Consider the following 12236-nt stretch of genomic DNA (forward strand, 5'->3'; position numbering starts at 1 on the left):
CGAGAGCTGAGGTCCACGAGACCACGACCGTGCGGGAGCAACTGCTGGAACGCACGTGTGAGTGGTGCGGCGAGCCGGTGGCCTACAGCGGTCGGGGTCGGCCTGCGCGGTACTGCTCGCCGGTGCACCGGCGCCGGGCGTGGGAGCTCCGCTCGGCCGAGTCCCGCGCTGGCCGTCCGGTGAGCGAGGGCGGCCGGAGTCGTGAGCCGGTGCGGGAAGTCATCGAGCGCACCGAGACGGTGGTACGTACGGTCACTCGTCCCGCGCCTGTTTCCGCCCCGGCAGGACCGCAGCCGGCGCGGCGTCTGAGCGGCGAGCCCTACACGTTGCCCGAGGACGCCGTCGAGTGGATCGAGGCCCTCGCCGCCCTGCGCCGCGAGGTGACGAACCCCAGGATCGCCCCGTTCCGCGAGCACATCGCCCGCGCCTGCGAGAAGACCCTGCACGCGCTGCGCACCGACGCCCCGGCGGCCGAACGGCCCGCGGACGCCGACCGGGCCACCGGGGCCGCCTCTCCCGAGTGACCGCCGTCCCCTGCCCGGCGGCTACTCCTCGGGCCAGGCCTGCAGCACCGTGCCGGTGTCGTTGTCGGTGAGGGTGATACGGCCGTCGGGCATGGCCCCGTACTCGCCGACCCAGCGCGCGAGCTTTCGCCGGGCGACGCTCTCGCTGTCCCACCAGCCGTGCTGTACGGCCCTGCCGCCCGTGGTGAGCAGGAGGTGGTAGCGGCCGGGCCGCTGCTCGGGGTTGCTGTGCACACCGCCCATCATAGAATCGAACGTATGAGCGAGCTTCCGCCTGATCCGTCGCGCCTCCGGGCGATCCTGGCGTATCTTGATCAGCGCATCGCCGAGACGGAGACCGTGGCGACCTACCTGCGCCTGCAGACCACCGCAGTCCGCCAAGCGCTCGCTGCAGCGCAGACGAAGGCTCCCGGCGCTCGGTCGCTGCCGCCGAAGCCGCAGCCGGCCCTTCAAGCCCCCGCGCAACAGGAGCAGGAGACGGCGGGCGGATTCCTGGTGGAGAAGCAACTGCACGCCGGGCATCCCCTGGGGGCTGCCGTGCACCGCGTCGGCTGCACCGTGATCCAGCGGGATGCCAACCCCATCCGCGCCGACGAGGCCCGCCAGGCGCTGACCGGCGATGGGAAGTTCTTCCGCGCGTGTGAGTTCTGCCGGCCGGACGCCGAGCTGGGGATCAACGAGACGGCAGCACGCTCCGGGGCATCGCCGGGCGTGACGGCGGCTGGGGCGACAGGGCAGACTCGGAGCAGCACGAGAGGGGCGCCGCGATGACCGCACAACCGATCCACCCGCATGACCCGGAGAGGGTTCCACGCAACGCCGAGGGCATCGCAGCCGCGCTGACCGGCGAGCGCCGGATGGAGTTCTACCGCGAGCTGCTGGGCGCTGCGCCCGAGGAGGCCGAGGGCGTGCTGCGCAGGTGGTGGTGTGAGGCGATGCTCGACACCGACCCGGCCGGGGACCGGCTCACCGCGGCCGCGCTGGACGGCACGCTGGCGACGACGGCGGTCGCCGACATCGTGCGCCGCCGGCGCGAGGCGGGCCTGCCCGTTGAGTGACCACGACGACGAGGAACCGCAGGGCTTGCCGTGCCTGCTGTCGGACGAGGTCAACGAACTCCTCATGGACCCTGCCCTGCCCGGGGACGTGTTCGGCGCGATCGTCGCCGCCACGGTCGTGATCAACGAGACCCGCGGCCAGGTGCCCGGCAGCTCCGCGTCGGCGAAGTGGCCCGAGCAGCGGCGCATGCCGCTCGGCCAGCACGGCGCGCTCGGCATCGCCGAGTACGTCATCGTTGCCGACGCCGACCCGCCGCACATCGTCCTCACCCGCGTCCAGCTGTACTGACAGCGCGGCCTCGGCCAGCCTGCCAACCGGACACCGCGGTGCCTCCCCGGCGCGGAGAAGGAAGCGAACCGCCTACTGAGCCCCGTAGGGTCGTGGGTATGACAGGTGATCAGCAGCAGGAGCAGGCTGTGGCGGGTGCCTGGGGGAGGATCGAGGGATGGCTGGAGCGGCACGCTCCGCGCTCGTACCAGATGCTTCCGCCACCCGCCCCGGAGGCCGACATCCGTGAGGTCGAGGGGGAACTCGACCTGGCCGTCCCACCGGGCCTCAGGGCGTTGTACCGCCTGCGCAATGGCACCGGTCATCCCGCCGACTTCGGCTGGACACCCGAGCCCGAAACCGGGCTCGCGCCGCAGGGAGAGGGGACAGCCTGGCTGCTGCCGTTGCAGCATGCGATTCCTCCGGTGCAGCATCTGCCGTACTGGGACGAGGGCCCTCACACCATCGGCATGCCGGGCGACCCCGCGATGCGGTACCTCGCCTTCGCCGCGACCGACCGCAGTGGCCTGTACGGGCTGTTCGCGGACTGCACCCCGGGACCCGGCTACGGACGGATCGGAACCTTCGAGGAGGCCGGCATCCCCAAGCTGGGCGTGTGGCCGTCGTTCGCCGACTACCTCATCGAGGTCGCCGACGCCTTGTACGAGAACCGCGGCGTCCAGTACGCGGACGGACGCCAGGACACGGCTGTGCCCGGTCTCGTCGGCCAGGCCCTGGCGTGGGACGGCCCCGCCTGCCCACTCGATCCTGACTGGACACGCTTCGCATAGGACTGTGGCCGGAGCACCGCAGGGATGCTCCGGCCACAGGATCGGTCGGTCAGAGGATCAGGTCAGCCGACCTTCTTCCACGCGCAGACCGTGTCGGCGTTCTTGCAGTGCTCGAAGCCGGGATTGCTGATGAAGAACCCGTCCTTGTCGAGCAGCCGCATCTGGGGAACGAGCTTGATGCCCAGATCCCGGAAGGCGGCTTCGTTCTGCTCTTCCGGCACAGACGCCCGACCGCACTTCTCGTCCCACTTCGGGCCGGTGTAGCCGTCGCGGTTCTCGGCGAACAGGCCCCACGTTCCGCCGGTCATCGGCCTCGTGTAGAGCTGCGCACACTCGTTCCCCGAGCCGACCTGGTTCGTGCCTCCCGGCATACCGCCGCTCTGGCGTGTACTCGCGGGTGCGTACTCGTCACACGACCCGTTCGGCGTGGCGCTGTTCGGCGTCCAGCTGGTGGCGCACACCTTTCTGCGGCTCTTCGCACTGGTCCAGTCACCTCCGTTCGGGTCGGCGTTGTTGCCGGGGCCGAGGTAGGTGACGAGGGAGTCCCACTTCCGGCTGCCGGGGTGGGAGGGGAGCTTCTCCTGCGCCAGCCAGTAGTAGGCACCGGCCGCCGGGTAGAGGTTGGTGTCGACCGTCCAGGTGGGCTTGAAGTAAGGGAAGACGCAGCCGGTCTTGATGTTGCCCCCTGCGATGTCGTCACAGCGCGGCGCCAGCTCACGGACGCGGACGTCGCCGCTGGTTCCCAGGCTGGTCTGGGCGTGTGCGTCTCCGGCGTCGACGGATCCGAGCAGGCTCCAGCCGAGGTCGAACTGCTCCTTGCCGGTGCTGTTCCAGATCGTCTGCACCTTCGCGGTCATGGCGTACGGGGCGCCGACTTCGCCGACCGCCCAGTGCGGGGTGGTGTTGAGGCCGTCGTTGCTCGCCCACTTCACCTGCGAGCTGGTGCAGTCCTTGCAGTTGTCGGACGGCTTCCAGGTGAGGTGAACGCCCTCGGTCGCATGGTCGATCTGTGTCGGGACCACGGTGAGCTGCTGGTCGAACTCGGCCCGGTCCGTGCCGGTGTCGAGCTTCTTGTTGTACAGCTTGATCTGCTGGGACAGCGCGAACGTGGCGGTGCCGAACCTCGGCAGTTCATCGGCGTCGACGAAGATCAGGGTGGCGTAGCCGACGTTCTTCAGGCACGCCTCGGTCCGGTTCATGTAGTCCTTGCCGTCCGGCTTCGAGGCACACCACGGGACGACATCGGCGCCCCGAAGAGCCTGCCTGATCGCCTTCTTGGCGACCGCCGCATCGTCGGGAGTCGGCGCGGTACGGCTGATCCGGATGCACACCTTGCGGCCCTGGCTGTCCGGGGCGGAGCATGTGCGGCCGGCGTCCGGGCCGCCGCGTACGCCCGTGACGGGGCCGGGATCGGTGCGGGTGACTTCGATCGGAGTCTGCGCGAGCGAGTCGATGCCGGAGGCGGTCTGCGGCGCCGGGAAGGTGACGTACGGCTTCTCGGCCGGCGGAACGTTGATCCTGAAGGTGGAGTACGGCGACCAGTCGTTCTCGTACACGTTGCTGGTGGCGTCGTATCCGGAGGAGCGGACCGCGTAGGTGACACCGTTCTTGAGCTTGCCGGCGGGAACCGTGACCGAGGCCGGTTTGCCAGCGGCCACCTCGCCTGAGACGAGGACGCCCCACTGGTTTTCGTCGGTGAGCTTGACGACCGTGGCGGTGGGCTTGCCACTGGAATCGGTGGTGTGGACCTCGAAGGTCGCGGTGGTCTTGTGGCCGCTGGGGGCGGTGACCGTGTTGCGCAGCGTCGGTGTGGTGGTGTCGGTCTGCCACACGCCGCTCGTCTTTGTGAACGGCGGTCCGACCTCGGGGCCGTTGGGAGTGTTCGGCTCGGCGGCCGCAACTGCCCGTGTGCCAGGGCCGTGCACCGGCGGCGGGCCCTCGGAGCCGGCCGCGTGGCCGGTGCCGGTGGCACCGGATCCGATGACGATTGCGAGGATCGCGCTGAAGGCTAAGTGACGTCGTCTTGCGGTGGGCGGTATCACTCGATGACCTCTCTGTGGGAACAACTGTGCGATCCCATCAGGGGCTTGCGGCGAGGACCATGGCCGCCATCACGGTTTGAGCAAGTACGGAAAGAGATGAGCCACCGTAAGGCGCACGCATCAACACCAGTCGCCCGGCATCCCTGCCATTGAAACTCGGCCGGACGGCATACTGACCCGACGGCAGGCCGGTGATACCGCGGTGGTACGGGATCGGACGACCGTGCTGCCGTGTGGAGTAAGGAGGCAGGGCCGCGCCTTGTGATCGGCCGGGCGTGCTGCCAAGTCGAAGCCCTGGGGGCGGTGGACGCCTGCCGCAGGCGGCCTTCTCCGGCCCCCGTCCGCTGCTGAGTGCGGCGAACGTCCGGTTTCAAAGGGCGTTGTCAGTGGGGGCTGTCATCATGGCGGGCTGCAGAGGATCACGTTGCTTCGAGGGGGAGGCAGTTATGCCTTTTGTGCGTCCGTATGTGCGTTCCGACGGGACTGCGGTCAAGGGGCATTCGCGGTGGGCTGCCGGGGCGAGACGCGAGATGACGATCTTCGGCATGTTCGCGTTAGCCGTGGTCGGGTTCGGCCATAGCGCCACCGCCTCCACCGACGGCCCGGGGGCGGTTCCGCGGCCGCAGTCGACCGTGCACTACCCCATCCATTTCGACACGACCGCGACGCTGCCGAAAACACGGCCGCAGCCCACGGTGTCCTACCCGATCCGCTTCCCCTCGCCCAAGGGCCACCGGTGACCCGGCGGCGGCCGCCCAAGCGGCGGACCCGGCGCCCCAGCAAATGGCAGCAGCAGCGTGATGCCCGGTTAGTCGGCCTTCTGGTGGCCGCGGGCGCGGCCGTGATGGTGGTTCGCTGGCTGGCGGCGCACTGGTGGATCGTCGTCGTGCTCCTGGTCCTCGCCGCCCTGGCGGGCGCAGGGTGGCTCTACACCCGCCGCCAGAACAAGACCTGGGAGGCGGTACGAGCCCACGGCCTGCGCTACCAGCTGCCCGACCTGGACGCCCTGCACCACGCGCGGTTCGAGGAAGCAATCCGGGAACTGATGCGCCGAGACGGCTGCGACGCGATCCGCGTCGGCGGCGGCGGTGATCTCGGCGCGGACGTGAAGGCGACGGACCCCTACGGGCGGCTGTGGGTGATCCAGTGCAAGCACCGCGTGCGACACGAAGTCGCACTGTTCAGTGGGCAGAAATAAGGAGGAATGCTCCGCCCCCGGCAAGTGATCAATGCCGGTCCCCATACTCGGGGGCATCCCTGGCAACGGGGTTGTCCTGAGCCGAGTAGAAAAGCCCAAGACCCCGGCTCGTCGCGGGGCACAGGTGAAGGGGAAGGACGGAAGGACGAACGAGAGTGAACCCCTGGAGCAACGCATCGTTAATGCAACTTCGCGCCGACGAGGAAGTACCGAGCGCGATGGGAAGTCCTGACGGTGGAAACCGTCACGTGCGTGGGAGGCGACGAAACGACCACGAGATCACCACGGGACTCGGTGCAGAGGGGGGCGTCCTAACCGTGCCGCATCTGAGCAGTGTGGAACGTGGAAACCCCGTAGAGGTCCGCGAAAAGCGGTAAGTCGGAGGTAACGAAGACCTAAATCCCCTGCGGGAAAGGATGATCCGAGAAGCGAAAGCCGCCGGGGCGAAAGCCCAGAGGAAGTGTAGGTAAACGGCCACCTTCGGTCCCGACTATAACTCGGCGGATATCAGGCTCATGCCTGAGCCCGAAAGGGAGCTCACGCGGATCAGGTAGGCAGAAAAAGAGAAACTGCGAGCAGTCTGCATCGAGGCGCAAGTTAGATACCGAAAGGAAGCGGCGGCTGGGATGACAACAGCAACTCGGCCGCTGCCGAACGCGGCGAACGGAACCTCGAACGTGAACGGCAACCGGCCCAGATCCGAGTGGGCAAGCGCCGAAAAGCACGTAAGACGGCTTCGTCAGAGGATCTTTAGAGCCGCGCAAGAAGGTGACCTTAAGAAGGTGCGGAACCTTCAAAAGCTCATGCTGCGTTCACACTCCAACCTCGTGATAAGCGTGCGAAGAGTAACGCAGCAGAGCAGCGGAAAGAAAACAGCGGGAGTGGACGGCGAGACTGCACTTACCCCATCGGAGCGGAGGCGCCTCCTTGAGGAACTCTCCTCTGAATCGGGTCTCGCTGCCAAACCCATCAAGCGTGTACACATTCCGAAGTCAAACGGAAAGATGCGGCCCCTCGGTATTCCCGTAATCCGGGACCGAGTGCACCAGGCGAGAGCAAAAAACGCCCTGGAGCCTGAGTGGGAAGCGCGCTTCGAGGCGAGAAGCTACGGCTTCCGCCCGGGACGGAGCTGCCACGATGCCATCAGCACCATCCACACAGTCACGTCGGGAAAGCGCACGAAGCGGCTGTGGGTGCTGGACGCCGACCTGGCAGCAGCCTTTGATCGCATTAACCACGACCACCTCCTTGAAGCCATAGGGAAGTTTCCTGGTCGGGAGATGGTCCGCCGATGGCTAAGAGCCGGTGTGATAGAGAATCAAACATTGACAGCAACCAATGAGGGGACACCCCAAGGAGGTGTGATCAGTCCCCTACTCTTGAACATCGCTCTCCACGGAATGACAGAAGCGGCAGGGGCAACGGAGAGGGTAACGAAAAGGAACCCCACCGCCCCGGCTCTTATCCGATACGCAGATGACCTTGTCGCGATCTGCGCGACAAGGGAAGAAGCGTTCGCGGTTAAGGAGCGTCTTGCCAAGTGGCTGGAGCCCAAGGGACTGGCCTTCAATGAGGAAAAGACCCGCGTGGTTCATCTAAGCGAAGGTTTCGACTTCCTTGGGTTTAATATTCAGCGCACACGCAATGGCAAGGTGATCATTAAGCCGAGCAGAGATGCCGTAAAGCGACTAACCCGGACGCTAAAGGAACGCATCCGAAGTATGGATGGCTGGGAGACTGCTGCCCTAATCAGCAAGCTCAATCCAGCCATCCGGGGGTGGGCAACCTACTACCGGGGCGTCGTCTCCAGTAACGTCTTCGCAACGCTGGACACGTATGTCTTCCAGCGGCTCTGGATGTGGGCCTTGCGAAGACACCGCAGCAAGGGGCGACTATGGAGGATCGCCCACTACTGGGGTGCGTTCAACCTCCACAGGCAGGACCGATGGGTATTCGGCGATCGCAAGACCGGCGCATATCTCATCAAATTCAGCTGGACCAAGATTGTGAGACATAAGCTGGTTGCGGGCCGGGCCTCCAAGGACGACCCGAGCTTGTCCGAATATTGGGCCAGCCGATCCCGACGCCGCAAACATCCGGATGCCGACAGCAAGCGCAATATCGGGCGGGCGGTGCGGCAGAGGGGAATCTGCCCAAGGTGTGGGCTTGACCTGATCGAAGGCGCCGAGTTTGAGCCTCAGGACGTACGCGAGTGGGTCCAGTGGTTCTCTGCCTCGGCGAGGAAATTACACGTGCATCACATCGTGTACCGACGCGACGGCGGCTCAGACGACAGGTTGAACCTGGAGCTGATTCACGCAGATTGTCATCGGGCAATCCACGCCCATGACGACCGCAAGGCACCCACTGCGCGGGCCTCATAGCCCGCTTGAGCCGTGTGCGTCGACGAGGCGCACGCACGGTTCTGAGGGGGGTCCTCCTCTGAGAGGGGGAGGACCTACCCGACCGTAACGGCCTCGCCGGCTCAGCGGTCGGCACCCCAGACCTTCAAGTCCTCAATGGGACCGCCCGCCCGGTCCACAAGGCAGACGTCGCGGTGATCGTCACCAACGGACGGGTGACCGCTCCTGCCGTGCTGTTCGCCAAGGAGCAGCGGCTGCACGTGGTGGACCGTCAGACCCTAGGCCTCTGGGCAGCGGGCTCACGGCCCTTGTGGGAGCTCTTGCGGGCCGTGCCGCCTCCGCGTAAGCCCACTGCCCTCTCCTGACCTTGGGTTTGGCATCGCGGGGCGTGTCGGAGCCGTCCAGCTGGCCGATCGTCTTCGCGCCATCGGCTGTGGCTCTGGGGCTGGGAGCGATTCCGGGCCCCAGCCCGCTCAGTCCTCGTCCGTCTCGGACGGTCGTGGGCGGGCTCCACGGTTGCGAAGGCGTGCTGCCCCCCAGGCAGAAGCGGTGAGGACCAGCGCGGCGCCGAGACTGCCGAGGAACTCGGGCAGCGAGGCGCGAAGGAGCTCGTACATGAAGTGTTGGGACACGCCAGAGGACCCCCGAGCGTGCCCGTCTTCTCTCTGTACGAAGGGGTGGGCGTTCGATTCTCTTCTGCCCCCGGGGCCTCGGGGCGTATGTGGGTGTGTAGGTAGGTAGGTGGCGGGCCCGTCCCCTCGACTGGCCCTGGAGGTCATTCGAAGAGCCGGTTGAGGTCGGCCGCCTCGGAGTATGCCGTCTGACCGGACCAGCAAGGCGCGGAGTTGCGGGTTCCGGGGAACATGCGGTACCGCCCGAAGCGCGCGTAGGACTCGCAGATCGCGCCGAGCACCCGCCCAAAAGGTTGGCCATCCTGATCAATGCCGCCCTAAGAGGACGTGGAGCAGTGTGGCGACGGCAACGCCGACCAGGAGGGCTATCCCGAGGGCGGGTGGGCGATATGCGTTGCTCCTGGGCCGGCGGATGGAGGTTCCTCGCGGCCCGTGTACCTGGATCTGGGGCCTAATGTCAGAGAAATTTACGTCCCCGAGGACTCCTGTGCAGAGTTTGTTACACCTAGAGAGTAACTAACTCTGTGAATGTGTGTAACTATCTCTGCATGGACCGTGCTGAGCAGGTGGCTGCTCTCTCTGGGGCCGCTGCAGACCAATGGGGGCTGGTGACGTCCGCGCAGGCCAAGGAGCTAGGCGTGGGCGGCGTACAACTGCTGCGGCTGACGGAAGCCGGCCTCCTGACGAATGTGGGCCGCGGTGTCTACCAGCTTGCCGCTGTAGGCGTGCCGCCCCACCTAGAGGTGAAAGTCGCCTGGCTGCGCCTGCAGCCCAAGTGGTTCGTCTGGGACCGGGCCGTCGGAAATCCGGACTCCGGCGTCGTCTCCCACGCCTCCGCCTGCCAGCTGCTGAGCCTCGGAGACATCCCCGCCCCGGACGTAGAGATCAGTGTCCCGCGCCGGCGGACCACGACCGAACCGTTCGTGCGCCTGCGGACCGCGCAGATCGCAGCAACGGAGATCACCACCGTCGACGGCCTGCCCGTCACCACGGCCGCGCGCACCATCACCGACCTGCTGCACACGGGCGCCGACGGCGGGCACATTGGCGGAGTCATCGCCGACGCCGAACGCCGCGACCTGGTCACCATCGACGACTTGGCAGAACGCGTCCAGCCGTTCGCCCGGAAGTACGGCCTGAAAGCCGCCGCCACCGGACACGACCTGATCAACCACCTCGTCGCGCAGGCCGGCGAAAGCCTGCGCCGTCAGGAAGTCGACCGGGCAAGCCAGGAAGGGTTCGACCAAGCCGTCCACCTCTTGGCTGAACGCCCCGATCTCGTCAAACTCATGTGGGCGGCACGGGCAGCAGGACGCCAGCCTGCCCCGTCGCCCGCTGCATCTGTGCTGGACCCGGCGCTGCTAGAGGCGATCCGGAAGCTGTCGCAGCCGGACCCGGCGGTCAGCGAGGCGGTGCGGAAGATGCTGCAGCCCAGCCCTGCGCTGATGGAGTCCATCCGGAAGACACTGCAGCCCAACCCGATGATCACAGAAGCGATGCAGAAGATGATGCGGCCGATGGTGGAGTCGATGGGGAAGGCGGCGCAGCCTAACCCCGAGGTGATGCAAAAGATCATGCAGCCGCTCGTGGAGTCGCTCCGGAAGTCCATGCAGCCGGACCCGGCGATCGGCGAAGCGGTGCGGAAGATGCTGCAGCCGGACCCCGGCATCACGCGTGCCCTTCGAGGCTCCGTCGCCCTCCCGCCCGGCACGCTCAACACCCTCGGGCAAGCAACCGCCCCCGCCTCGACCTCCGAACGCGCAAGTGCCCCCCGCCGCTCCCCGGACGCAGAGAACGCAGCCGACTTCAGCGATGGGCATCCGGAGCTGGATGACACCAACAGCCAAGAGGCGGGGGAAGCTGACAGCCAGCCAGGCTGAATGCCGATCACCGGGCGTAGAGTCTGCGGATCCAAGCCAGAACGCCAGGGGGGCGATCCGTGGGCAAGACCTACCAGACTCCACCGGCTTTCAGAGCCGCTCTGAACCAGTCTGCGAAGAAGATGGCCAAGCAGACGGGCATGAACGTTGCCGAGCTCATGCGGATCTTCTACTTCAACCGCCTGGCAGCCAGGGTCTTCACACTCGACCCCGAAGGCTGGCTCATCAAGGGCGGCCAGGCTCTCCTCGTCCGCTACCGGGGCGCAGCCCGCCTGAGCGGCGACATCGACCTGCAGGCGGCCGAGCCCGGCCTGGCTCCCGACGAGGCACGCAAGCGCGTCCTGGAAGCCGCCGCCCACGACCTCAGGGATTTCCTGCGTTTCGCCCCTGGCAAGTACACGTCTGCTGCCGATCCCACTCGCGGCGGCTCCCAGCATTTCGAGGTCTTCCTCGGCTCCGCCCGCGTCGACAGCGTCAAGGTGGACATCACGGTCCGCCGCTCCCTCGCCGGCACCCCCGAAACTCTTCCCCTTGCCTCCGCCGTGGACCTGCCCTGGCCCATCGACTGGCCCACCGTGCGGCTCTACCCCCTCATCGACCACATCGCCGACAAGGTCTGCGCCCTATACGAACGACATGGCGATGCAAGCTCCAGCCGCTACCGCGACCTGGCCGACTTGCTGCTGATCAGCCAGCAGGAGGCGGTCGACGGCCCGACTGCCTACCAGGCCATACACCAGGAGGCTGAACACCGGCGTCTACGAGGCATCGACCTCTCCTTGCCCAAGAACTTCGAGGCACCCGGAATCGCCTGGCACGACCGCTACCCCACTGCCGCGGCACTGGTTATCGGTCTCCAGGGATGCCGCACCTTCCCGGAGGCAACCCAAGCTGCCGAGGTCTTCCTCAACCCGCTGCTCGACGGCAGCGTCCGGGGGACCTGGGACCCCTCGAAGGGCGCCTGGCAGTAGCGTGCAGCACCGCTGCCCGCCGGGAGTAAGCGAGACGAGACGATGACTGTCGGGACTTGGCGCGCCGGGTGGTGACAAGCAGGAAGGGGAGGCCGTCGGCCTCCCCTTCCTGCTGGCGGGGCGTGCGCCAACACGCGTTTCCGCCTGATGCCCGTAGTACTTGGTTGCACCCAGTGGACCAAGGGCTTCCAACTCCGACGTAGGTACTGCGAAGTTGTGCAGTCAGTGTGCTCCCTACCCAGGGAGGACGGCAAAGACCATGTGCACGGGCGTGAGCCAATCCGCCGTACGGCAGCGAGGTGGTTGATTCCGCCAGCGGAATCTCGCGCTCGACGCGACCAAGTCTGTGCAGCTCACAAAGCGCGCGAGCGTCTCCACGCTGACATTACCCGCCAGTAGCCAAGGCGGTACACCTGTGAGGTTCGGTCGGGATGTCACTGGGATGTTCGGTCTTGAATGTCACTGACGTGTAGGTGTGTTGGTGCTGTTCAAGGGGCAGTTGGGGCGAT

The 12236-nt window shown here is 66.8% G+C and carries 12 protein-coding genes and 1 pseudogene; 11 read left to right on the forward strand and 2 right to left on the reverse strand.

Features of this window, described 5'->3' with window-relative positions; translation table 11 throughout:
* Positions 1–326: 326 nt before the first annotated feature.
* Positions 327–524, forward strand: coding sequence for a hypothetical protein (locus ACF08B_RS38135; protein ID WP_392321627.1), 198 nt, complete (start codon positions 327–329; stop codon positions 522–524).
* Positions 525–545: 21 nt separating this feature from the next.
* On the opposite strand, the gene ACF08B_RS38140 is transcribed toward ACF08B_RS38135, so the two are convergent.
* Entirely contained in the window at positions 546–758 is a 213-nt protein-coding gene (locus ACF08B_RS38140; RefSeq protein WP_392321628.1) for a hypothetical protein, read from the reverse strand.
* A 24-nt stretch (positions 759–782) separates the two neighbouring features.
* Between ACF08B_RS38140 and ACF08B_RS38145 the strand changes: the two genes are divergently transcribed.
* The 4 genes from ACF08B_RS38145 (at position 783) to ACF08B_RS38160 (ending at position 2641) form a co-directional block, all read left to right on the forward strand.
* The gene (locus ACF08B_RS38145) at positions 783–1295 is read left to right on the forward strand and encodes a DUF6233 domain-containing protein (protein ID WP_392321629.1); all 513 of its coding nucleotides are present in this window, start codon (positions 783–785) and stop codon (positions 1293–1295) included.
* A complete protein-coding gene (locus tag ACF08B_RS38150) occupies positions 1292–1582 on the forward strand; it encodes a hypothetical protein (protein WP_392321630.1) in 291 nt (96 codons plus the stop codon). The genes ACF08B_RS38145 and ACF08B_RS38150 overlap by 4 nt, the downstream gene beginning before the upstream one ends.
* Positions 1575–1871 (forward strand): hypothetical protein, encoded by a 297-nt coding sequence (locus ACF08B_RS38155; protein ID WP_392321631.1) that lies wholly within the window; start codon positions 1575–1577, stop codon positions 1869–1871. The genes ACF08B_RS38150 and ACF08B_RS38155 overlap by 8 nt, the downstream gene beginning before the upstream one ends.
* Before the next feature lie 98 nt (positions 1872–1969).
* Positions 1970–2641, forward strand: a complete 672-nt coding sequence (locus ACF08B_RS38160; protein ID WP_392321632.1) for an SMI1/KNR4 family protein — start codon at positions 1970–1972, stop codon at positions 2639–2641.
* A gap of 62 nt (positions 2642–2703) precedes the next feature.
* Here the strand turns inward: ACF08B_RS38160 and ACF08B_RS38165 are convergent, their stop codons facing one another.
* Positions 2704–4473: a hypothetical protein gene (locus ACF08B_RS38165; RefSeq protein ID WP_392321633.1), complete on the reverse strand. Its 1770-nt coding sequence runs from the start codon at positions 4471–4473 to the stop codon at positions 2704–2706.
* 740 nt (positions 4474–5213) lie between these two features.
* On the opposite strand from ACF08B_RS38165, the gene ACF08B_RS38170 reads away from it, so the two are divergent.
* The 6 genes and pseudogenes from ACF08B_RS38170 to ACF08B_RS38195 all read left to right on the forward strand — a co-directional run bounded on the left by ACF08B_RS38170 (position 5214) and on the right by ACF08B_RS38195 (position 11727).
* Positions 5214–5423, forward strand: coding sequence for a hypothetical protein (locus ACF08B_RS38170; protein WP_392321634.1), 210 nt, complete (start codon positions 5214–5216; stop codon positions 5421–5423).
* Between the two features lie 104 nt (positions 5424–5527).
* Positions 5528–5881 carry a restriction endonuclease gene (locus ACF08B_RS38175; protein ID WP_392321638.1) on the forward strand — a complete coding sequence of 118 codons (354 nt, stop codon included), beginning with the start codon at positions 5528–5530 and terminating at the stop codon, positions 5879–5881.
* 626 nt (positions 5882–6507) lie between these two features.
* Complete coding sequence (gene ltrA / locus ACF08B_RS38180; RefSeq protein ID WP_392321635.1) at positions 6508–8265, forward strand: group II intron reverse transcriptase/maturase; 1758 nt, start codon at positions 6508–6510, stop codon at positions 8263–8265.
* Positions 8266–8348: 83 nt separating this feature from the next.
* A pseudogene (locus tag ACF08B_RS38185) lies at positions 8349–8609 on the forward strand (restriction endonuclease); the annotation flags it as partial.
* An 815-nt stretch (positions 8610–9424) separates the two neighbouring features.
* Complete coding sequence (locus ACF08B_RS38190; protein ID WP_392321636.1) at positions 9425–10756, forward strand: type IV toxin-antitoxin system AbiEi family antitoxin domain-containing protein; 1332 nt, start codon at positions 9425–9427, stop codon at positions 10754–10756.
* A 59-nt stretch (positions 10757–10815) separates the two neighbouring features.
* Complete coding sequence (locus ACF08B_RS38195; protein WP_392321637.1) at positions 10816–11727, forward strand: nucleotidyl transferase AbiEii/AbiGii toxin family protein; 912 nt, start codon at positions 10816–10818, stop codon at positions 11725–11727.
* The last annotated feature ends 509 nt before the right edge of the window (positions 11728–12236 follow it).

The organism is Streptomyces sp. NPDC015139 (genome assembly GCF_043079785.1).
GTDB classification, from domain to species: domain Bacteria; phylum Actinomycetota; class Actinomycetes; order Streptomycetales; family Streptomycetaceae; genus Streptomyces; species Streptomyces albidocamelliae.